This window comes from Sphingopyxis sp. CR5 (assembly GCF_059693785.1).
This window is the reverse complement of the sequence record NZ_JCATIE010000001.1, coordinates 393,362-414,653: the sequence shown is the minus strand read 5'-3', so window position 1 is coordinate 414,653 and position 21,292 is coordinate 393,362. Positions and strand designations below refer to the sequence as shown.

The following is a 21,292-nucleotide window of genomic DNA, read 5'->3' as shown; positions in this document are numbered from 1 at the left end:
CCGGAGTAATGCTGTCGGCCATGCCGGGCAAATCCCTTTCCGAACGCATCGCGGACCTTGGCCATCGCCTTGCCGTCGAGGCGCATGCGGCGTGGCTCGCCGCGCGCGACCCGCGCGTTCCGGGCCTCGCGCGCGTGCTGGCGGTCGCGGTCGCCGCCTATGCGCTATCGCCGATCGACCTGATCCCCGACTTCATCCCCGTGCTCGGCTGGATCGACGACCTGATCCTCGTCCCGCTCGGCCTGTGGGCGGTCCGGCGCCTGATTCCCGACCCGCTCTGGACCGACCTTCACGCCGCCGCCGAAGCTGCCAGCGAACGCCCGTCGAGCCGCGCGGGCATGATCGCCATCCTGCTGATCTGGGCGGCGCTGCTCACCATCGTCTATTGGAGCGTCCGCACATCGCCCTGGCATTGAACCGACCGGGGTTCGCAAGGCTGGCGGCGACCTTGGGGCGGGGAGCATGCTGTCCCTATCCGAGGTAGAGCTCGTTAGCCGCCCTCTCTATCCCGTGCGCGTCGAGCCCATCGACTGCCTTGGCAGGCGCTCAGGATAAACTTCGGCTTTCGGCCGAAGTCGAGATGCCCGTCGCTCCGCGCCATCACGATCGGCATCTCGACCAGGCGGATCGCCTGCGCGCCTACCGCGCCGGCATTACCCGCCGTTGCCGCGGATCCACGCTTCGACCACGGGCGCGATCTCCTCGCGCCATTTGCGGCCGTTGAAGATGCCGTAATGACCGACGCCCTCGGCCATCAGATATTTCTTCTTTTTCGCAGGCAGCGTCTTCGCGAGCGTCAGCGCCGCCTTGGTCTGGCCGATTCCCGAAATATCGTCGCGCTCGCCTTCGATCGCGAGCAGCCCGATATCGGCGATCGCGTTCGGATCGACCTTTTTGCCGCGATGCTCGAATTCGCCCCTCGGCAACAGGTGGCGCTGGAACACCGCATCGACCGTCTGAAGGTAGAATTCGGCGGTCATGTCGCACACCGACCGATATTCGTCATAGAATTCCTTGGTCTTGTCGGCGCTCTCGCCGTCGCCCTCGACCAGATGTTTGAACATCTCCCAATGGCTCATCATGTGGTTGCCGAGATTCATCGACATAAAGCCCGCAAGCTGGAGGAAGCCGGGATAAACGCGGCGCCCCGCGCCCGGATACCAGGCCGGAACCGTCGCGATGACATTTTCCTGGAACCACGCATAGGGCCGCGTCGTCGCGTGCTGGTTGACCGCGGTCGGGGCCTTGCGCGTATCGATCGGCCCGCCCATCATCGTCAGAGTCCGCGGGCGGCACCGATTCTTTTCGGCCGCCATCACCGCCGCGGCGGCATAGCAGGGCACCGACGGCTGGCAGACCGCGAGCACATGCGCGCCCGGCCCGATATGCTCAAGCCAGCCGACCAGATAGTCGATATAGTCGTCGAGATCGAACTTGCCGGCTTCCAGCGGCACGTTGCGCGCATCGCGCCAGTCGGTGATCCATACGTCGTGGCCCGGCAACATCCGCTCGACCGTGCCGCGCAACAGGGTCGCATAATGGCCCGACATCGGCGCGACGATCAGCAGCTTCGGCGCATCCTTGCTGGCTTTGTGCTTGAAATGCTTCAATTGCCCGAACGGTTTGCGCGCCTCGATCGCTTCGGTCACGCGGACCGTCTCACCGTCGACCTCGGTCTCGTACAACTCGAAACCGGGCTTGCCGCGCGGCGCCGCAGCGTGGGCGAAGACCTCCAGCGCCGAAGCGAACATCGGGCTGCCGCTGAAATAGCCGAGCGGGTTGGCGGGGTGCTGCATGACCTGTGCACCGGCGGTCGCGAGCGCGCTTGCCCCGGCGAGCCAGCTCTTCTGCATGTCGAAAGCGTGATAAAGCATGTATCGAAAATCCTTGCGTCCGGCATGGACGCTCTGACGGCACCCTTGCTCGTGGGCATGTTAAGCCATCGGTGTCATTGTGCAACGCATCATTTTGTCCCGCTTCAAGGCGCTTGAAGGCCCGCGACATTTTGCGGCGTTGAGCGCCGCCCCCGCGACTGCTAGGGCCGTGCGCGATGGCGACCTCATCCGACCAACCCGCCCCGACCGATCCCCAGGAACCGCGCCGACGCAAGCTCGGCAGCCTCCGCATGATCTGGCGCTACGCCAGCCGCTACCCGCTGCAACTGCTCGTCGCGGCGATCGCGCTGGGCGTAGCGGCGCTCGCGACCCTCGCGATACCGTGGCAGTTCAAGGCGATGATCGACAGCGGGTTCGTCGCCGGCGGCGGCGATGTCGCGCCGCACTTCCGACTCTTCTACGTCATCGTTGTCCTGCTCGCGCTGGCGACCGCGCTCCGCTTCTATTTCGTCAGCTGGCTCGGCGAACGCACCGTCGCCGACATCCGCCAGGCGGTCCAGCGCAACCTGCTACGGCTCGCTCCGGGCTTCTTCGAGGAAAACCGGCCATCGGAGATCGCCTCGCGCATGACCTCGGATACCGCGATCATCGAGCAGATCGTCGGCTCGACGGTATCGGTCGCGCTGCGCAACCTGGTGATGGGATTTGGCGGCATCATCTATCTCTTTACCCTGTCGCCCGCGCTGACCGGCGGCATTCTCGTCGGCATTCCGCTGATCATCCTGCCGATCGTTCTGCTCGGCCGACGGTTGCAGACCGTGTCGCGTACCAGCCAGGACCGCGTCGCCGACATCGGCGCGACTACCGCCGAACAATTGGGCGCGATGAAGATCGTCCAGGCCTTTGGACAGGAAGCGCGCGAGGCCGAACGCTTCACCACCGCGGTCGAGAATAATTTTGCCACCGCAAAGCGCCGCATCCGGCTGCGCGCGATCATCACTGCAACGGTCATCGGCCTGCTGTTCGGCGCGATCACCACCCTGCTCTGGTACGGCGCGGCCGGGGTTGCCGCAGGGACAATCACCGGGGGCACGATCGCCGCCTTCGTCCTGACAGGCGGCCTCGTCGCCGGGGCGTTCGGGGCGCTTACCGAGGTCTATGGCGACCTGCTTCGCGCAGCGGGCGCCGCCGAGCGGCTGAGCGAACTGCTCCATGCCGAACCCGACATCGCGCCGCCCGCGCACCCGCGGCCGCTGCCCGATCCGGCGACCGGCACGCTCGAATTCGCGGACGTCGAATTTCGCTATCCCACGCGTCCCGACACCGCGGCGCTGCACGATTTCTCGCTGACCATCCACCCCCGCGAGACGGTCGCGATCGTCGGTCCGTCCGGCGCCGGCAAATCAACGCTCTTCCAGCTCGCCGAGCGCTTCTACGACCCGCAGGCAGGCGAGATCCGCATCGACGGCGTCGCGCTGACCCAGGCCGATCCCGCCGACATTCGCGCACGCATCGCAATGGTGCCACAGGAAACGGTGATCTTCGCCGCGTCGGCGCGCGACAATCTGCGCTATGGCAATTGGTCGGCTAATGACGAGGAGCTATGGGCGGCAGCCCGCGCCGCCAATGCCGAGGAATTTCTGCGCAAGCTTCCGAACGGGCTCGACACCTTCATGGGCGAGGGCGGCGCGCGTCTTTCGGGCGGCCAGCGCCAACGCGTCGCGATTGCGCGCGCGCTCCTTCGCCGCGCTCCCCTGTTGCTGCTCGACGAAGCGACCTCGGCGCTCGACGCCGAATCCGAGCGGCTGGTCCAGGATGCGCTCGAAGCGCTTATGCACGACCGCACGACAATCGTGATCGCGCACCGCCTTGCGACCGTTCGTGCCGCCGACCGGATTGTCGTCATGGATGAAGGCCGCATCGTCGAAGAGGGCCGCCACGACGATCTCGTTGCCGCCGACGGCCTTTACGCGCGGCTCGCGCGACTTCAGTTTCAGGACAATCCGACCGCCGCCTGACGGCCAACAATCGAAAAGGGATCGACGGATGCTCTACGACATGACGGTACCCGCCTATATCAACGGCCTGAAGTCCCTGTCGGGACAGCTGGAGCGCGCGCTTGCCTGGGGCGCCGAAAACAATGTCGGCGAGCTCCAGCTCGTCGCTGCGCGGCTTGCGTCCGACATGTTTCCGCTCGCATCGCAAGTGCGCTTCACATGCGCACAGGCAAGCCAGGGCCTCGTTCGGCTCGGTGCGTCGGGCGCCCCCGAATTCGCCGAGGACGCCGCCGATTTTTCCGGTTTGCAGACGCAGATCGCGCAAACGATCGCCTGGCTGGAGACAATCGATCGCGACCCGGTCGATGGCGATCCCGAACGGCCGGTATCCTTCACCCTTCCCAACGGGATGGCGTTCGACATGACCGCCGCCGCCTATGTGCGCGACTGGGCGCAGCCGCAATTCTATTTTCATGGCGTGGCTGCTTACGCGATCATGCGCCACATGGGCGTGCCGCTCGGCAAGGTCGACTATGTCAGCTATATGATGGCGTGGCTGCGCCCCGGAACCGCGCCCGCGAGTTGACCCCGCGGGCGCGCTGCGCAGAGGCTCAGATCAGCCCGCCATAGTGCGCGATCCCGGGAAAGGCGATGCGGGTCCCGCCATTGCGGCGGATCGCGCCGATCGCCGCGTCGACGCGCAGGTAGCGTGCCCGCGCGTCGGGTTCGAGCATCAAGGTCGCGGGCGTCTCGCCTTCGGACGCGCGCTTCACGAGCAGGCCCAGTTCCGCCAGATCGACTGCTTCACCGTTCCAGCGAATGACGTCGGCGGTATCGATGGTGATCCGGTTTTGATCGAGGACGGGACCCGGCAGCACGCTATCGGTCGGCAAGGTCACGTCGACGCTGTGCGTCGGCGGCGGAACGGTGATGATGAACATCACCAGCATGACGAGCATCACGTCGATCAGCGGCGTCGTGTTGATCATCGGGTCGGCGTTGGGGTCGGTGCGAAAAATGCTGCGGCGTCGGCGCATGGCCTCTCTCCCTTTCGGGCGGCCGACGCCGTTCCATCGCGAGCCCCGGCCGCGTCCTGAACCGGCGCAGCCAGGCGCAGGCTCATTTGTCATGGTATAACATTATTTCGAAATCGCAAAGAAAAAGGCACGAGGCGGAAAGCCCGGCGCCGTACATAAGGAAAGGGCGGCACCTTGCGGTACCGCCCTTCCTTTTCGTCCCATCCCTGTCGGGAATGGAAACCGGTCTTACATGCCCGAACCCGGACCGTAAGTGATTTCCACGCGACGGTTCTGGTCGTTGCGGACGCCATCGGCAGTCGCAACGGCCGGACGGGTTTCGCCGAACGCTTCGGTCGAGATCGAGCCGTCGGCAACACCGCGAGCGGTCATGTAAGCCTTCACCGCATCGGCGCGACGCTGCGACAGACCGACGTTGTACTTGGCCGAACCCGAACGGTCGGCGTGACCGGCGAGCATGACCTGCTGACCGCTGCAGCCCTGGTTGTAGGCGCTGATCGCGTTGTCCAGCGTCGAAGCCGCTTCGGGCGTGATCGCCGACTGATCCCAGTCGAAGTACACGATGTACGGCCCAGGCGAGCACACCGGCGGAGGCGGCGGCGGCGGCGGCGGCGGGGGAGGCGGCGGCGGCGGCGGCGGAGCCGGCGGCTCCGGCGGCGGCGGCGCTTCGGCTCCACCGAAGTTGTACGTCAGCGTACCGAGCAGCGAGTGCGAACGGAAGCGCGTCGAAACGTCGCGACCAGCCTGGTCGACGAGGTCGAGGCCGCTGGCATTGAAGAAACGATACTTGATGCCCGCGTCCCAGTTCTTGCTGATCGGCGCGCGGATGCCCGCAATCGCCTGCCATGCAAAACCGGTGTCCGAGTCGTCCAGGAACGGACCGGCATAGACCGGCTCGACCGAAACGCGCGCCACGCCGGCACCGCCGCCGACGAAGCCCTGAAGGCCGTCATCGTCGCCGAAGTCGAACATGCCGTTGACCATGAAGCTGAGGGCGTTCGAGTCGCCGTTCATCGGGGCGGTCCCGGTGAACGTGCCCGTGCCGTCGGCCTGCGACGGGATGCCGGGAGCGGCGAAGCGGCCCGACTTGATATCGGCTTCGCGATAGCCGACTTCGACTTCCGCGCGGAATCCGCCGAAGTCGTACCCGACGGTACCTTCGGCGTCATAGCCTGCGCGGTGATCGAGCGTACCGGCATTGTTGATGGTAGCGATGTCGAGATCCATATCTTCGACAAGCATCACACCAGCGCCCACTCCTACGTACCAGGAGTTGTCGCGCGCCATGGCTGGCGACGACGCAAGGGCAGTGGAGGCCAACGCCACAGCGACGGCAAGCTTCCTCATAGTAGATTCCCCTTTCAATTGAGATTTACGTCTCGTCAGACGTCCTACTCGTCGCTTTGGTTCCACGCAAGCGAACAAATCGCCAATCTGTTGCCAAAAAGCCGCACTTTGCTCGTCGATACCCCAAAAATCAGCCTGTAATCAGAAGGCCATGGCTTGCAAGACAGGATATCAGCGCCCCTATCGCGACGCGGGCCTCTTCGTCGATCGTCGCGCCGCCGGCCGGACTTTCGACCGCTGCGGGGACGAGCCAGCCGCTGCCGTCGAACCGCAGGCAAAGATTGTCGGACAGGCGCGCGATCGCCATTCCCGCCCGCGGTACGACGAATCGCCAGCCTCCAGCCGTCCAGAACGCGATCGTTCCGGCGGCGTCGGCCCATACGCCGGTCGGGCTGTCGTTGACCAGCCAGGCCTGGCCCACCGTCGGCAAGGCGGGCGGATCGGATTGCGGCCCGGCTTCGACACTGGGCGCAACCAGCGCATCGAGCAGCGTCAGGGCCTCATTGTGCGTGACCTCCTTCTGCGCCTGGGCGACCGCGAGCAGCGGGAGGGAAAAGCGAGCGGTTGCAAGGATATCGGTCATCTTGGGCCTTTCCGGATTGTCAGGTCAGAGCGATGGTCAGCGGGTCGGACGGCGCAAAGGTGCCGACTTGCCGTATGTGCACCTGCGTCCCGGGCGGAAGCGACGCGAGCAATGCTGCATCGGCATGCCAAGACGGCGCGGCAACCTCCCACGGACCCGCGGCCGCAGCGGAGGAATCGAGCGCGACACGGTATGATTCCCTGTCTTCGCCGAGCGGCAGGTCGACGCCGTCGCGCCACCCGGGATCGAAGCGGCTCCGGCGAATCCATGACAGGGTCAGGCCGCCCTCCGCGTCGAACGACCGCCGCGGATGGGTGGGTGTCAGCGGGCGGAGTGCGCGGGCCTCGGGCGGAACCGCGAGTTCGCCGACCTCGCTGGCGTTGCGATCGGCCCATTGTACCGCGGCGGTGCCGCTGCTGGCCCAACCCGCCAGCTCCGACGGCACCGCCAACACCCCGCCGTCGTCCAGCAACACGAAGGGGGTGCCCGCATCCCGCGGATCGGACGCGATCGTCCCGGCGCGCCCTCGCAGCAGGCGCGACAAGCGCCAGAGGCCCGGGGCGAGCGGGCTCGCGGACCCGAACTGGATCAATTCATCGCCCACCATCGCGCGGTTGGCGCCGCCCAGCAGCATCGCGTCGCTCACCGATTCCAGCGCCATCGACGGATTGTCCAACGCCACGATCGCGACATTCGCCTCGTCGAACAGAGCGCTGCTTCCCGCGCCGAGCGGCGCCGACAACAGACCCATCGCGCGGGCGCCACCCAGCGAGCCGAGCGCGACCGGTTCGGCGTCCGGCGCCGGCACGAACCAGCAATCTGCGCCGCGCCAGCCGTCGTTGCTTCCGGCCCCCGCGACCACGATCCGCGGCGCCCCGGCCGGAGTTTCGACCGAAGGCAGGTCGAACAGGCGTACCACCCCGGTCGCATCGGGCCAGTCGGGTGCCCTCACCGGCACGCCGGCCTCCGCGGCCACCGCTGCGACACTGGCCGCCCGATGTCGCAGCAGGTGGAGCGCGACCCCGTCGCTCTTCACCGTCCGCCGCGCGAGGCGCCACGCACTGCCGTCCGCAAGCGCGATCCGGCGTCCCACGGGCAGCGCCATAGCCGCCAGACCAGCCTGCCACACATGGGTTTCGCGGCCATCGCCTGCGCCGGCCGCCAAGTGCCGAGCCAGCCCGCGCGCGGCACCGGCGGACAGCACCGCGGGCAGGTCGATGCGCTCCTCGCGGACCCCGCCCCCGGCAACCGCCATCGCCTGCTGTCCCAGCTGATAGTCGCGCTCCGGCTCATAGTGGCGCAGCCGGATCACGCCGGGAAGGTCCGAAAGCGGCAAACGGCGGCGCTCGATACAGTCCCGCGGGGATTCGGCGCGATCGACGGGACGAAAATCGGCCAGCCGGACCGTATCGCCGCTCTCGGTCGGTGCCAGTCTCCACCCCGCGCTCGAACTGACCAGCCGCGTTGCATCGACCTCGAACAGCGGGGACAGCGCCTCGCGGGCGCGGTCGCCCGACGCCGCATAGCCCGAAATCGGCCAACGCCCCGTGCAACGTCCCGTTTCTCCCAACAGCACTTCGCCGATCAGCCCCGCATCCACATCGCCCGCATCGGCCTCGACCTCGAAGGTCAGCGACGGGATGCGATTGCCGAAGCTTGCAAGTTCCAGTTCCTCGAACACCGCATAGGCCAGCCCGCGAAACGCGCTTGCCGACCCGCCGCCGACCGCCGACCCGATCAACGGATCGACCGCCTGATCCTCGCTGCCGTCGTACCAGCGAAAACTGCACCGCTCCCGGAACGTCCCGCTCGCGCCGCGCAGCAGATTGCCGTCGGCCCAAATGCGCCGGATCGCCCGCACCCGCCGCGACGACAGCGCGACCGCCAGCGACACCGCATAGCTATATTCGGTCACCGACGGCCGCCCCTTGCCGCCGCCGCTCTTCGCTCGCCGCTCGATCAGGTCGGTCGCCCAGATCACGCTGCCGGCGACGCGCATCGTCCCGAACAACTGCGGAATCTGCTGGCCATAGGTCGATGCCTGCACCTTCAGGTCGGCCAGGCGCGGTCCCTCGCGGCCCTTCGGCGCAAAGATCGCCGCGTCGGCCTGCCGCCCGATCGCCGCGCCCAGCGCCGCCCCGACCGGCCCGCCCACGATCCCGCCGACCACCGTCAGCACCAAAGTCGCCATGACACCGCTCCTGAATATACCCCCGTCCCTTCCGCTTGCGGGAGGGTCGGAGAGACGTGGACGCCCGCGCCCGAATCGCAGCGGGACGAGCCAATCCTCAGCCGCCACCGTGGCCTTGCGCCCGCCCCTCCGCCGAGCGGCGTCTCCACCACCCGCCGCAACCCCGCATGGGCGTGCACGAAACTCCGCTCGCCGATCAGTCCCAGATGGAACTGCCCCGCCGGCAGCTCGAACAAGGCCACATCGCCCCGCCGGGACCCTTCGCCTTCGGAAAAGCCGGCCCCGCGCAACGCCGCTTCGACCTTTTCGCGTCCCCAGCCGCGCAGCGGATAGTCCGTCGGCCGTACCAGCCGGCACCCGGCGGCGGCATAGGCCGCCCACACAAGGCCGACGCAATCGAGCCCCGTCGCCGCCTCGTGTCCCTGGCGCCGGAAACGCACCCCGACCATCGTTCGCGCGGCGGCAAAAGCGCGCGCGCCGGCATCATCCACCGGGATAGCGCGTCAGCAAATCATTCCCCGGCAGATGCGCCTCGCCGCGAAAATTCGCTGCATTGCCAAAGCGGTCGCGGCACGTCGCGAGTTGCTTGTCGCATCCTTCGATCAAGCGCACCCGCACCGGGGGGCCGACGTCGAAGGGTGGCATCTCGGCGAGCGTCAGCACCGCCCCAGCCTCGTCGATCACCGGGCTTGCGAGCCCGCACGCCGCGCCTTCCATCCACAGCAGCTCGCCGAACGCCATCGCGCCCGCCGGCGCCGCGCTGTCGAGCGTCACTGCGCGCCCATCGACCGCGACGACGCGCCGCTGTTGCGTGCGCGGCGCCAGGTCGACGCGGCACGCCCGGTCGCCGAGCATCGCCCGGCAAGAGGGCGCGGTCGCCGGGCACACCGGCCGGTCGAGCGCGCGCGTCACCCCCTGCAACTCGGCGGTAAAGGCCGCGCCGCGCCGCTCCACCGCCCCCAGCACCCCGCGCGCCACCGTCACCGGCGCCGCCTCGGGCGCGCTCCAGTCCGTCACGAACAGCGTCAGTTCGGCGCCGTCCCAGCGCCCCGCATCCAGGTCGCGCGCGGCAATCGCCTCGCTCGCGATCGCGCCTTCGAGGTCGAGCGTTTCGACGTCGAGCACATCGCTCGTCTCCAGCGCCGAGGGCTTCATTCCCGGCGCGGCGCGATAAACCATCCCTTCGACGACCATATCGCGATCGTGCGATGTCAGCCCGATCACCACGCCGTCGCGCCGTGACAGCCGCCAGCACCAGGCCAGCGTCACCAGTTCGGCGCGCAGCCAGTCGGGTGCCGCCGCCGTCATGCCGACGTCCCTCGCGGCGCCCGCACCTCGATCAGCGGCACGCTCGCAAGCTCTCCCGCGAGGAAGGTCGCGCGGCTGATTTCAAGCCTGTCCTCGGCAAAGCGCACCGGCACGTCGAACCGGAACCCCGCGCGCACCAGCGCCCCCGCCGCGGGTGCCGTATCGAACAGCACCCCGCCGTCACTCGTTATCTCGAACGCGGCGGTTTCCACCCCGTCGACCGATAGCCGAACGCTGTCTTCGACCGGCAGGCGGATGATCCGCTCCTGCGCCGCGTCGCCCTCGCCATAATGTTTGACGAGCGCAAACTGCCGCCGGCTGCCGTCGCCATAGCCAAGCGGCTGGTCGGTCGCCGTTGGCGGTCCGTCATCGGCGGCCGAACTCTGGTCGAACGGATCGCGAAAGCGGAATGCCCGCGCCGCCCCGCGCCGGGCGCGGAAGAAGTCGGCGAGCGCCCGCACATCGGCCTCCGACCGTATCCCCGGCCCCGCGTCATAGCGCATCCGTGCCTCGGCCCATTCGCTCGCGCGCTGCTCGTGACCCGACGGCGAGCTGACGATCTGGGTCGAAAATTCGGTGATCGCCAACGCCTCGCGCCCGATCGCCAGCGGGAAATCCACCGCATCGAAAGCCTGCACCTCGCCCTCCTCTTCCTCGCCGTCGAACGCCACGAAGCCATCGCGCGCGACCTGCGGCAGGGCCCAGACGAACGCCCGCGCCACCCCCGCGCGCCGCGCTGCGCCGGCCGCATCCGCGATCGGCGCCCACAAGGCGCGGTCGGCGCCGTCGAGCACGAAGCCCGCAAAATAATGCTGGTCGCCGGCCGGATAGCCGAGCCGCACGGCCATCGCCTCGCGCGCGCCTGCCGTTTCCGCCCCGCGCCCGCCGGTGACCCAGTCGTAATCCTCGAGCTGCAGCACGTCGAACGCCGGCGCCGCCCAGCCGGCCGGCACATTGGCACGCCGCAGCTCGGGCGCGTCGGGATCGAGCACCGTCGGCAGGAAAAGCAGCAAATGACTCGTAAACGCCGCCGCCCCCGCCGCGCCGCGCGCTGCGTCGACCAGCGCCGCGGTCGATGCAGCGAGCAGCACCCCCAGCGCGTCAAGCATCGCCGCCTGCGCCGCGTCGATCGGCCCGCGCACGTCGGGAATCGCGACGCTTGCCGCACCCAGCACCGCTGTGGCCGCCGCATCATAGGCGCAGATCCGGCCCGCCGGATCGACCCACCACCACGGCTCGCCGACTTGGAACTTGACGTCGTGCCCCGCTGCCACCGCAAGGCCCACGAAATCGCGCGCCGCGCCCTGCAACCACGCCATCGCCTCGACGCTGGCGGGCGAGAGCAGGGTCGACGGCGGCTCCCATCCGGTCAGCGCCGGCGCCCCGTCCGCATCGCGCTGCTTCCAGGCGTCGGGGCAATAGGCGTCGAACAATTCGTAGGACAGCGACCAGATCAGTCCCAGCCCCGCCGCCTTGCACAGCGCCGCGAACGCCGCGTGCCATGCCGCCGCGGGCGCATTGATCGCTCCCCCCGCGGCGTCGACCTCGAACGCCTCGCCCGCCGCCGCAAGCCGCATGAAATGGCTCATCCCGACATAATGGACGACATCGCCCCGATAGCCGAGCCCGACGACCTGCCGCACCACCCGTGCCGGCGTCAGGTGATAGCCGTCGTCATAGCCGTTCGCGATGCCCAGCCCATGTTCGGGCAGCATCGCGTCGCCGATCGCGAGCACCGACCCCGACCCGGTGCAGACGATGTCGCTCATTTCCACCCAGTCCTCGGCGGGCGCCGCCAGCGTCCCTTCGCCCAGGCCGTAATCGGGCGGCACCAGCGACACGAACATCCGGTCGACATCGCCCGCCCACACCGGATCGGCCTCGGCGGGCAACAGGAAGCCCCCGTCCAGCGCATCGAAATCGAGGCTGACGACGGCATCCTCAGCCGTCCCCACCGCATGGTTCCACAGCCGCACATACCAGGCGCGCGCATTGCCTGCCGCATCGCGTCCCTCAATCGTCAGGGTCGGCCCGTGCAGCGCATCGAGCGGCTTCACCCCGCCCGAGCGCCAGCGAAAGCTCAGTTGCGTGTTCCGGAAATCGCGCCGCGTCTCATAGGCGAGCAGCGGATGGTCCCAGCGGTCCTCGGCCTCCCAGATCAGGCCGGCGAGGTCCTGCCTGTTGTAGAACACCGCCTCGACGCGCAGCGCGTCGGGCGCCGTCGTCACCACGCTCGCCATCATCGGCCGCGCGAAGTCGACGGTCCAGAATCGCGGATCGAACCGCTTGATCCAGCCCTTGCGGTGATGCGGCTCGGCCGCGACGAGCGCCCAGCCCATCAATCTTCTCCCCGCGCCACCGCGCGCCGCACCGCGCGCGCCAGTTGCCGCCCGGTCTGCGCGAGCCGCTGCGGTTCGCCGGCACCGCCGCCCTGTACATTCACCGTGATCGCGATGCTGCGCGCGCCGCCGCCGCCCGCGGCCTCGACGCGCCCGCTCGCGGCCGGCACGAACAGTTCGGGTCCATTCTCGCCGACGCGATAGGCGCGCCCGGCACTGACCGGCCCGCCCGTCGCGCGCCCCGGAACCCCGAGCAGCGAGAGCAGCGCCCCCTGCCCCACCGACACCAGCCCGCCGCCGCCCAGCAGCGTCCCGAGCCCTCCCGAAATCGCCGAGCGCGCGATGTCGTTCATCACCGACAGCGCAACCCGCTTCAGATCCTCGAACCCCAGCTTGCCGGTCAGCACCGCGCGCGTCAGCGCCCGCTCGATCCCGCGCCCCGCATCGTCCGCCGCGGACACCAAGGGTCCGGCGAGTTCGCTCCGCATCATGGCGACGTCGCGCCGGAACTCCTCGGTGTCGGCGCGCACGGCGACGACCATTTCATCGACCTCATCCATCGGGATATTGCTCCATCATCGCCGTCAGGCCGCCGCGGTCGACCCCCGCCGCTTCGGCCTCGGACCGCCACCCCGCGAGCACCGCCGCGACATCGGTGGGCGTCGCCGCCCAGAATTCATCGGGTCGCCAACCCGCAACTCGCGCCATCACCCCGACCAGTCGCAACGCGGCCGTCCCAATAAACCCTTCGCCTCCAGGGGAGGGGTTGCGAGCCTTGCAAGCTTGCTCGCTAGTCGCAGCGGGGTGGGCCGCTCGCCCGTCGCCCGCCACCTCATCGTCCTTGCAAAATCTGTCCGAGCAGCACGCGCAGCGCCGGCGTCGCCGCCGCCAGCCCCTGCGCCACCACTGCCTCGCCGACCGCCTCGCGCGTCAGCCCGACCGGCCGCTCGCGCAGGCAATGCCAGAACAGCGCCGCAAGCTCGGCAAGCCGCAGCCCGCCGTCGGCGGCGCGTTCGACCAGCGCGACCAGCGGCCCCAATTCCTCTTCGGCGGCGACCAGCGCGGCAAAGCTCGGCCGCAACGCATGGACCTCACCGCCCAAGCGCAGCTCGGCCTCGCCACGCAGCGGATTTGCCGCACTCACAGGCTCACCACCGGACCGCTGGATTCCAGGTTCAGCGTATATTGGCGCTCGCCATTGTAATCGCCGGCATAATCGAGCCGCGTCACCAGAAAGCGCCCTTCCATCCGCTCGCCGCTCTCGAAGCTCAGCTGGAAATCGTCGATCGCCCCGCTCAGCGCCTTGCCGCGCAGCCGTATCTCGGCGTCGGACCCGGTAAAGAGGCCCGCCGCGCTCACCGACACCGACCGCACCCCCGCGCCCGACAGCAGTTCGCGCCACCCGCCCGACTCCTTGGTCGTGACGTTCACCGCCTCTCCGTTCACCGACAATTGCGTCGTGCGCAAACCGGCGACGGTCCGGTATGTCGGCGGCACCGACCCGTCACCGATCTTGAGCAGAAAAGCGCTCCCATTTTCGATTGCCATCGTTTATTCTCCTCACCACAAATCATCCGCAAAAACGGGGAGAAAGAGGATGCTCATCACCAGCCTGCTACTGGTCGCCATGGCGCCGTCGCCGACCGCGGCGGTCGACACCACGCGCGTCGCCTTCACCAAATGCCTGCACGCCGACTTGAAGAAGTCGCTCGAGGACAAGAAGGCGCCGGCCGATTACGAAGCCGCGCTCAAGACCGTCTGCCAGATCGAACGCGACGCCTTCCGCAAGGCGGTGATCGCGCTCGACAAGGCGAGCGGCGATTCCGACGAGGACGCGACCGACGACGCCGACATGCAGGTCGACGATTATCACGAGAACTTCCTCGAAAAGTTCAAGGATTACAGCGAAACGAACACGCTGCCCGCGGCCTGAGTCATCCGGCCAGGCAACGGCAGCGGACAATCATGTCCTGCTGCCAGCCGCCCGCGCGGCGAAGGCTGAACCGGCTGCGCAGCGTCCGCACCGCCGCGATCGTCCAGCCTTCGCCCGCACCGCGCAGCATCGGCGCCAGCGCGCCGATCCGCGCCCCGGCATCGCCCGGTCCACCGGGATCGACCCCGACCAGCGTCACGGTCAGGCGCACCTCACGCCCCGGCTGGTCCTTGGTTCCCCAGTCGCCCGACTCGGCTGCGCCCACCACGACATAGGGCGCCGATGCGCGCCGCGCCGCGCCGTCGAAGATTCCGTGAACCCGCCCCGCCAGATCGCTGTCGCCTGCCAGCACCGCCAGCGCCCGGGCGCGCACCGCCTGCTCGGCGGTCATTGCGCACCGCCCAGCCCGACGCGCCGCCACGGCTGCCACAGCGCCGCGACGACCGCGGGCGGAGCCCGGTCGGCATCGTCGCGCGCCTCATGCAGATGCTGGACCAGCCGGACGATGCCCTGCCGGATCGCTTCGGGGATGTCGTTCGGACCGGACGCAAGTCCGGCGCGATAGCCCACGCGCAGGCGCGTCGCGGCGCCGGACTCGACCGGCGCGACCCATCCGGTACCGTCGTCCCTGGTCGCCAGACGCCAGCCGTCCGCCGCCAACGCGGTTTCCTCGCCGTCGTCGTCGATCGTCGCCACTGCGTCGACCGCGACGACCGGCCGGATGCGGAGCCGCGCGCGGCCCGCCTCCAGCCCCACCTCCTCTTCGGCCTCGCGAATGACCAGCCAGCGTCCGATGAACGCCTCGCAGATATTCGTCGCGGCGCGGATCAACTGCGCCACGACGGCGTCGTCCAGCGTCGTCCCCATCCGCAGCCAGCCGCGCGCTTCGTTTAGCGTCACCGCCGCGGCGCCTGGTGCCATGCTCTCGCCCATTATCGCTCCTCCACCCTCACGCTCATCGATCGCTCGTCGACCTGCCCGTCGCTCAGCGTCACCCGGTTGGTCACGCGATAGACGCGACCGGCGACCCCGCCGGTCAGCGTCGCGGTTGTCTGCAACAGGCCGTGGGCGGCCGCGACGATCGCGACGCCCTCCGCTTCGTCGGGCACCACGTCCCAGTCGCTGCCGGTCACCGCCTGCCCGGCGGGATAGGCCGCGCTCCAGTCGAAGGCGTAGTCGATCCGCGTCGCTGGATCCTTGACCGTCATGGTCATCGCCGATTCTCCCCTCTGCTTTCCATCCTCACGGCTTGCGCAGCGTCACGCGGCGCGCCGGTCCGCGCGCGACGTGAAGCCTGCGGGTGGGCAGCACCGGTCCCGGCCCGCCCCATTCGCTCGCCAGCGCGCGCGGACCCGCATCGCCGATCGCCCGCGCCGACAGCGCATCGCCGGTCATGCCGCCGCCTCCAGTGCCGCGATCCGGGCCTCCTGTCCCGCGATCAGGAACAGCGCGAGCTGGTCGGGGCGAATGCCGAACCGGTCGCCCGCCTCGGCACCCTCCGCGCTTTCGTCCCAGCGGTCGTGGCACAGAAAGGCATAGCGGCTGTCGGGCTCGACGCCCGGCGCGATCGCTTCGACCAGCCCTTCGTCGGCCATGATCGCCCACACCGCCTGCGCCTCGACGCCGAAATGCAGACGCGCCGCCGCTTCGCCTTTCGCCGCGATTGCATCGTTCCACCGGAAAAAACCGAGTTCGCAGGCGATGCGCCGCGCGGCCCGCAATTCGGCCGCGTTCGGCGCGTCACGCCAGCTCTTGTCGCGCGCGTCGGATGTGTTGATCGCCCCGGTGCCCGCATAGACGGTGGCCCATCGCCACGCCGCCTGCCCCAGCGGAACGCTGTTGTCCGCGCCGGCGCGGACATGGCTCGCGCCGACGCACAGCGTCGGGGTGCCGCCGATCCCGATCCGCGTTTCGGCATTCAGCCAGTCGAATTTCAGATAGTCGCGATAGGTGCTGCCGTCGGACCCGAAGAACAGCAGGTCCATATTGTTCGACCGGTGGCTCATCGTCCACTGGATCGACGCCGGCGATGGCCCTCCGGGCTTCTGCATCCGCAAACCGCCATTCCAGCTGGCCGGCGTGGTCATCGTGGCAAGGTCGACCGACAGCCGCCACACCTCTTGCCCGCCGACCGCAAAGCCCAGCATATTCGTCCCGGCGCGATAGGCGCCGGTGTCGGCGTCGCCCGCAAAGCACAGCGACGGGGCCGCCGCGCTGCCCGTCGGTGCGCAGAGCGGGCCGCTCAGCACATGTCCGCCGTCGGCGCCGCGATAGGCCAGCGCCGACAGCGGCAGGTTCACCCACCCGTCGCCGCGCCGCAGTGTTACCAGGTCGCCGGAGACGCCGCTTGCGGCGACGTCGTGCAGCGTCGACACCGGTTGCTTGGCGTCCAGGGCCGTCGCGGCCGCCACGGCCGCCGCATCGCTCGCACCGAACCAGTCCGCCCCGACGGTCAGCGCCAGCGTCTTCAGCCCCGGTGCGAAATCGACCGGCTCGCCGTCCGCCGAAGAGGCGGCAACACTGTCACGCTGCAGCCGGCCCTCGCCGTCGATCCGGCCCTGCCCTACCTCCCACTGACCGGGCAGCGCGACCCCGGCGATCGCATAGTGAAAGGGCGTATCCGCCGGCACCGCGTCGGCGAAGCGGCGATGACCGGGCACGGCGCCCGCGGGCGTCAGCGCTCCCGCTCCGCCTTCGTCGCACATCTCGCGCACCAGGTCGGCAAAAAACAGATTCGGCATGGCAGGGCCATCCTTTCCGGAATAGCTGTCGGAAAACCAAGCCACGCCCGATTTCGTTCGCAGCGCGCGGCCGCACATAAGCGGCGGTCGCGCCGGACATGGCTCTTTGCGGGCCGGAACGGGCGGAATTGGACGTCGATTCGTGGGCGCCCGACCCTCCCCCGAAAGGGTAGGGAGCGCGGGCCGGACGCCCCGCACACCAGCCGCTTAGCTGGCGGCGAACTTCATCAGCTTGATCGCGTTCGTATCGATGATCGCACCACCGACCCTTTTGGTTGCATAGAAATGCACGAAGGGCTTGTTGCTGAACGGATCGCGCAGGATGCGCGTCTCGCCGCGGTCGGCGATCAGGTATCCGGCGCGGAAATTGCCAAAGGCAACCGACAGGCTATCGGCGGCGACCGCCGGCATGTCCTCGGCCTCGACCACCGGATAGCCGAGCAGGCTCGCCGCCTGCCCCTCGACCAGACCCGGCTGCCACAGGAACGCACCGTCGGAGGTCTTGAACTTGCGGATGCGCGCCAGCGTGTCGCTGTTCATCACCCAACAGGCCCCCTGCCGATACGGCGCGCGCAAGCTGTGCACCAGCTCGATCAGCCCGTCCTGCGGGCTCGCCGCCGCGAAACCGCCCGCGGTGCCCGACGCGACATATTGCAACGTCCCGAACGCACGGCTCGCATCGTCCTCGTCGCTCGCGGCATAGGACAGGAACCCCTTGGGGCGGTTCGTCCCGTCGCCGGTCACGAACGCCGCACCTTCGGCGACCGCGAATTCGCGCGCGATCTCGTCGGCCAGCCAGTCCTCGACGTTGAACATCGCATCGTCCAGCATCGCCTGGCTGGCCGCCGGATTGGCATAAAGCTCGCCCGACGGCGGCGCGATCTCGGCAAAGCTCCGCGTGCCCGTTTCGGGGCGCGCGGCGGTCTCGCCGACCCAGCCCGCCTCGGTCGCGCCGGTCGCGACCAGCTTGCGATAGCCGCTCGTTCCCGTCTGCACGACCGTCGCGATGCGCCGGATCGGCGACAGCGACGTCAGCGTGGCCGCAATCGCTCCGTCGATCTCGCGCGGCACCGCATAGCCGCCTTCGGCTCCGCTCGCGCCCGACAGGCTCTTCATCTCGACCCCCGCGTCGATCCCGCGCCTCAGGTATCGCTCGACAAAGGCGTCACGCGCCGGATCGGCCGCCTTCGCCCCGTCGAGCGGCAGCCGCGACGCCGCCACCGTCTGCGCATCGACCTGGGCCTTCAGCGCCGCGACCGACGCCTTCAGCTCGTCGACCGCCTCCGCCGCCAGCACCGTATCGAACGCGCCTTCGAGCGCATCGGCCTTCACTTCCATATCGTCCATGCTCGTCACTCCTTCCATGATTCCACCGCAATCACCCGCGCCGCCGGTTGCATCGGCATCGCGACCAGGCTCACTTCGGCCAGGTCGAGCGCCAGCAACTCGCGCGGATTGCTCCCGCGCGCGCCGCGCACCCGATATCCGAACGACAATCCCGTCAGCGCCCCGCGCGAGACCAGCCCCGCCGCGGTCGGGTGCGTTACCCGCGCGACGACGCGCAGTCCGCGCGCATCCTCCGCCAGAGTCTCGATCACGCCGACGACCGCGCCCGGCCGATGCTGCCACAGGAGGGGCACCGCACGGCGCTCGCGCAAACTCGCGGCAAACGCCCCGCTGCGCACCACATCGCCCCCGCGATCGACCCGATCGAACACCGAGACATAGCCCGCAAAGCGGACCCCAAGGGGTTCACGCGGAGACGCGGAGGCGCGGAGATTGAAAGAGGGCGGCAGGGCCGCCCCTTCGCTTTCCGCTATCACGGCCTTGAATGATTGCAGGTTGGGAGCCGAACCTGGGCGCACCGGGCCGTCTCTCCGCGTCTCCGCGTCTCGGCGTGAACCCTTTTCAAGCCGAGCCGCCGTTCTCACTTCAGCAACCCCGGCAGCCCCAGCTTCACAGCCAGTCCGACGACGAGCAGCGCCAGCACCCCGCGCACCGCCCAGTCGACGACCGCCGCCCACACGCTTTTCTTCGCGTCGCGCCACGCGCCGAGCAGCTGGCGCAAATCGCCGATGTCGTCGCGCGCCGCCGCGTCGGCGAGGCCGAGCCGCGCGAGCGCCCGCCGCGCGCCCAGCTCGCTCGCTTCCTCGACCACCGCGCGCAGCAGCGCTGCATCGGGCGCACCCGTCCCCGCCAGCGCGATCAACCGCGCCAGCGCCTCGTCCTCGTCCATTTTGATATTCCCCTTCGTCATCCCGGACGCGATCCGGGATCCACAGCGGCGCCCAGGCCCTGACCCCCGGATCGAGTTCGGGGTGAACGGGGGGTAGCTAAGAGCCCACCCCCAGCAGCGCCTTCTTCTCCTCGGCCGTCAGCCAGTCGGCCCCCGACACCTCGCGCCACAGCGCCATCCGGTCCTCGGCCAGCGCCGGCACCCGGTCCATGTCGACGCGCAGCGCGGCATCCGCGAACCAGCCCGCCAGCCCCTGCGAAATCGCCCCCAATATCTTCGCGCACAACGGCAGCACGGTCAGCCGCCACAGCGCGCGATTGGCCTCGCGATAATTGGCATAGGTCGCATCGCCGGGCAGCCCGAGCAGCATCGGTGGCACCCCGAACGCCATGGCGATCTCGCGCGCCGCACTATGCTTCAGTTCCAGGAAATCCATCTCGGCGGGCGACAGCGACAGCGCCTGCCACTTCAATCCGCCTTCGAGCAGCAACGGCCGCCCCGCATTCGCCCCGCCGGCAAAGCTCTCGGCGAGTTCGTCGCGCAGCCGGTCGACCTGCTCGGCCGACAGCGGCATCCCTTTGTCGCCCGGATCGTGCACCAGCGCCCCCGACGGCCGCGCCGCATTGTCGAGCAGCGCCGCGTTCCACGCCGCCGCCGCATTATGCGCCGCGATCGCTCCCGAGGCCGAGCCCAAACACCCCGCGCCATAATGATCGTCGAGCGGGTGTAGCGCCTTCACATGCACCACCGCCACGCGCCCCGCACCATCCTCGGCCGGCAGCACCGCCGTGCTCCCGCCCGCCTTGTAGCGATAGGCGACCGGCCACCCGCGCGCATCGGCCTCGACCGTCACCCGCTCGGGCCGAAGCGCGAAAAGCTCGGCCGGCGCCCCCGCGCCGTCGGCCAATATCTGCACATAGCCATTGCCGTGCAGCAACAACTGCGACGCCAGCGTCTCGACCAGACCCTGCCCGCCCGAGGTCGCCCCGACGAGCCGCAGCAAAGCCGGATCGCTCGCCGCCAGCGGCGCCGACCCCGCCGCCTCGGCGACGAGCCGAACCGCGCGCTGCACGATCGCATTGCCCAGATAACCGGCGCGCACCTGCGCCTCCCACGACAGCGGCGCGGGCGCACTCCAGCCCCCATACACACGCGACAAAGCCGGCCGCGCAGAAGACTGCGCAGCCTTGCGGCCAAACCAGTTCATGATGTTCTCCCATTGGACAGCGCCGCGACGCTGCAATCCCAACCTCCGTCACCCCGGGCTCGACCCGGAGTCCCGCTTCTTCCTCACGTCAGCAGATCGAACAAATCCAGCCAGTCCGGATTCCCACGCTCGATCAGGTCGAATTTCCACTGCCTATGCCAGCGCTTGACCCGCTTTTCATGCGCGATGCAAAGCGCAATGTCGTCGCTACGTTCCGCCCACACCAGCCGAACCAGCCCATAACGCGCGCAAAAATCCGAACCGCCTCCGCTGCGATGTTGGTGGATGCGCGCCGCGAGATGCGCCGTGACCCCGACATACATCGTACCACGATAGCGATCGGCCATGATATAAACCCAACCGCCCTTGCGCTCGCGTTCCATTCGCTTGCATTCTGAAAGCGGGACCCCGGGTCAAGCTCGGGGTGACAGCGCTGGCCCCCGAAGCATCCAAAACGGTTCCGACAGTATAGGATGAGAGGCGAAACCCCGCTCGTCACCCCGGACTTGATCCGGGGTCCCGCTAGCCAGGATCAAGC

General features: G+C 68.9%; 26 protein-coding genes. 4 read left to right on the top strand and 22 right to left on the bottom strand.

All coding sequences use genetic code 11. The features are described from left to right. The first annotated feature begins 20 nt into the window (after positions 1–20). Positions 21–416, top strand: coding sequence for a YkvA family protein (locus tag AC58D2_RS01975; RefSeq protein ID WP_497386823.1), 396 nt, complete (start codon positions 21–23; stop codon positions 414–416). A gap of 237 nt (positions 417–653) precedes the next feature. Here AC58D2_RS01975 and AC58D2_RS01970 read toward each other — a convergent pair whose 3' ends face one another. Beyond that, positions 654–1,874 (bottom strand): polyhydroxyalkanoate depolymerase, encoded by a 1,221-nt coding sequence (locus tag AC58D2_RS01970; RefSeq protein ID WP_497386821.1) that lies wholly within the window; start codon positions 1,872–1,874, stop codon positions 654–656. A gap of 176 nt (positions 1,875–2,050) precedes the next feature. On the opposite strand from AC58D2_RS01970, the gene AC58D2_RS01965 reads away from it, so the two are divergent. Together AC58D2_RS01965 and AC58D2_RS01960 are read left to right on the top strand one after the other, a co-directional pair. Next, positions 2,051–3,853, top strand: a complete 1,803-nt coding sequence (locus AC58D2_RS01965) for an ABC transporter transmembrane domain-containing protein (RefSeq protein WP_497386819.1) — start codon at positions 2,051–2,053, stop codon at positions 3,851–3,853. A 28-nt stretch (positions 3,854–3,881) separates the two neighbouring features. Further along, positions 3,882–4,418 (top strand): DUF1993 domain-containing protein, encoded by a 537-nt coding sequence (locus tag AC58D2_RS01960; RefSeq protein WP_497386817.1) that lies wholly within the window; start codon positions 3,882–3,884, stop codon positions 4,416–4,418. Between the two features lie 25 nt (positions 4,419–4,443). Here the strand turns inward: AC58D2_RS01960 and AC58D2_RS01955 are convergent, their stop codons facing one another. The 11 genes from AC58D2_RS01955 to AC58D2_RS01905 all read right to left on the bottom strand — a co-directional run bounded on the left by AC58D2_RS01955 (position 4,444) and on the right by AC58D2_RS01905 (position 14,185). Beyond that, positions 4,444–4,869 (bottom strand): ExbD/TolR family protein, encoded by a 426-nt coding sequence (locus tag AC58D2_RS01955; protein WP_497386815.1) that lies wholly within the window; start codon positions 4,867–4,869, stop codon positions 4,444–4,446. A gap of 228 nt (positions 4,870–5,097) precedes the next feature. Continuing rightward, positions 5,098–6,216: an OmpA family protein gene (locus AC58D2_RS01950; RefSeq protein WP_497386813.1), complete on the bottom strand. Its 1,119-nt coding sequence runs from the start codon at positions 6,214–6,216 to the stop codon at positions 5,098–5,100. 130 nt (positions 6,217–6,346) lie between these two features. After that, positions 6,347–6,799 carry a DUF2793 domain-containing protein gene (locus tag AC58D2_RS01945; RefSeq protein ID WP_497386811.1) on the bottom strand — a complete coding sequence of 151 codons (453 nt, stop codon included), beginning with the start codon at positions 6,797–6,799 and terminating at the stop codon, positions 6,347–6,349. A gap of 19 nt (positions 6,800–6,818) precedes the next feature. After that, entirely contained in the window at positions 6,819–8,990 is a 2,172-nt protein-coding gene (locus tag AC58D2_RS01940; protein WP_497386809.1) for a phage tail protein, read from the bottom strand. Then, complete coding sequence (locus AC58D2_RS01935; protein ID WP_497386807.1) at positions 8,972–9,481, bottom strand: NlpC/P60 family protein; 510 nt, start codon at positions 9,479–9,481, stop codon at positions 8,972–8,974. Before AC58D2_RS01935 ends, AC58D2_RS01940 begins: the two co-directional genes overlap by 19 nt. Continuing rightward, complete coding sequence (locus AC58D2_RS01930) at positions 9,474–10,298, bottom strand: phage/gene transfer agent baseplate hub protein (RefSeq protein WP_497386805.1); 825 nt, start codon at positions 10,296–10,298, stop codon at positions 9,474–9,476. Before AC58D2_RS01930 ends, AC58D2_RS01935 begins: the two co-directional genes overlap by 8 nt. Beyond that, the gene (locus tag AC58D2_RS01925; RefSeq protein ID WP_497386804.1) at positions 10,295–12,637 is read right to left on the bottom strand and encodes a DUF2460 domain-containing protein; all 2,343 of its coding nucleotides are present in this window, start codon (positions 12,635–12,637) and stop codon (positions 10,295–10,297) included. The genes AC58D2_RS01930 and AC58D2_RS01925 overlap by 4 nt, the downstream gene beginning before the upstream one ends. Continuing rightward, entirely contained in the window at positions 12,637–13,197 is a 561-nt protein-coding gene (locus tag AC58D2_RS01920; RefSeq protein WP_497386802.1) for a tail tape measure protein, read from the bottom strand. The genes AC58D2_RS01925 and AC58D2_RS01920 overlap by 1 nt, the downstream gene beginning before the upstream one ends. Then, on the bottom strand, positions 13,190–13,363 hold the full coding sequence (locus tag AC58D2_RS01915) for a phage tail assembly chaperone (RefSeq protein ID WP_497386800.1): 174 nt from the start codon (positions 13,361–13,363) through the stop codon (positions 13,190–13,192). The genes AC58D2_RS01920 and AC58D2_RS01915 overlap by 8 nt, the downstream gene beginning before the upstream one ends. Positions 13,364–13,469: 106 nt before the next feature. Further along, positions 13,470–13,781, bottom strand: a complete 312-nt coding sequence (locus AC58D2_RS01910; protein ID WP_497386798.1) for a gene transfer agent family protein — start codon at positions 13,779–13,781, stop codon at positions 13,470–13,472. Continuing rightward, positions 13,778–14,185, bottom strand: coding sequence for a phage major tail protein, TP901-1 family (locus tag AC58D2_RS01905; protein ID WP_497386796.1), 408 nt, complete (start codon positions 14,183–14,185; stop codon positions 13,778–13,780). The genes AC58D2_RS01910 and AC58D2_RS01905 overlap by 4 nt, the downstream gene beginning before the upstream one ends. 49 nt (positions 14,186–14,234) lie before the next feature. On the opposite strand from AC58D2_RS01905, the gene AC58D2_RS01900 reads away from it, so the two are divergent. Beyond that, entirely contained in the window at positions 14,235–14,570 is a 336-nt protein-coding gene (locus tag AC58D2_RS01900; protein WP_497386794.1) for a hypothetical protein, read from the top strand. A gap of 1 nt (position 14,571) precedes the next feature. Here the strand turns inward: AC58D2_RS01900 and gp17 are convergent, their stop codons facing one another. From gp17 to AC58D2_RS01850, 10 genes are all read right to left on the bottom strand, one after another. Continuing rightward, positions 14,572–14,961, bottom strand: coding sequence for a tail completion protein gp17 (gene gp17, locus AC58D2_RS01895; RefSeq protein ID WP_497386792.1), 390 nt, complete (start codon positions 14,959–14,961; stop codon positions 14,572–14,574). Beyond that, a complete protein-coding gene (locus AC58D2_RS01890; protein WP_497386790.1) occupies positions 14,958–15,503 on the bottom strand; it encodes a head-tail connector protein in 546 nt (181 codons plus the stop codon). The genes gp17 and AC58D2_RS01890 overlap by 4 nt, the downstream gene beginning before the upstream one ends. Continuing rightward, complete coding sequence (locus tag AC58D2_RS01885) at positions 15,503–15,784, bottom strand: phage fiber-tail adaptor protein (protein ID WP_497386788.1); 282 nt, start codon at positions 15,782–15,784, stop codon at positions 15,503–15,505. Before AC58D2_RS01885 ends, AC58D2_RS01890 begins: the two co-directional genes overlap by 1 nt. 28 nt (positions 15,785–15,812) lie before the next feature. Then, positions 15,813–15,965 (bottom strand): hypothetical protein, encoded by a 153-nt coding sequence (locus AC58D2_RS01880; protein ID WP_497386786.1) that lies wholly within the window; start codon positions 15,963–15,965, stop codon positions 15,813–15,815. After that, positions 15,962–17,311, bottom strand: a complete 1,350-nt coding sequence (locus AC58D2_RS01875) for a tail fiber domain-containing protein (protein ID WP_497386784.1) — start codon at positions 17,309–17,311, stop codon at positions 15,962–15,964. Before AC58D2_RS01875 ends, AC58D2_RS01880 begins: the two co-directional genes overlap by 4 nt. 207 nt (positions 17,312–17,518) lie before the next feature. Beyond that, on the bottom strand, positions 17,519–18,658 hold the full coding sequence (locus AC58D2_RS01870) for a phage major capsid protein (RefSeq protein ID WP_497386782.1): 1,140 nt from the start codon (positions 18,656–18,658) through the stop codon (positions 17,519–17,521). Positions 18,659–18,663: 5 nt separating this feature from the next. Then, on the bottom strand, positions 18,664–19,107 hold the full coding sequence (locus tag AC58D2_RS01865) for an HK97 family phage prohead protease (RefSeq protein WP_497387163.1): 444 nt from the start codon (positions 19,105–19,107) through the stop codon (positions 18,664–18,666). Positions 19,108–19,238: 131 nt separating this feature from the next. Next, the gene (locus tag AC58D2_RS01860) at positions 19,239–19,547 is read right to left on the bottom strand and encodes a DUF6127 family protein (RefSeq protein WP_497387161.1); all 309 of its coding nucleotides are present in this window, start codon (positions 19,545–19,547) and stop codon (positions 19,239–19,241) included. Between the two features lie 97 nt (positions 19,548–19,644). Further along, positions 19,645–20,754, bottom strand: coding sequence for a phage portal protein (locus AC58D2_RS01855; protein ID WP_497386780.1), 1,110 nt, complete (start codon positions 20,752–20,754; stop codon positions 19,645–19,647). A gap of 83 nt (positions 20,755–20,837) precedes the next feature. Then, the gene (locus AC58D2_RS01850; RefSeq protein WP_497386778.1) at positions 20,838–21,137 is read right to left on the bottom strand and encodes a GIY-YIG nuclease family protein; all 300 of its coding nucleotides are present in this window, start codon (positions 21,135–21,137) and stop codon (positions 20,838–20,840) included. Positions 21,138–21,292: the final 155 nt, after the last annotated feature.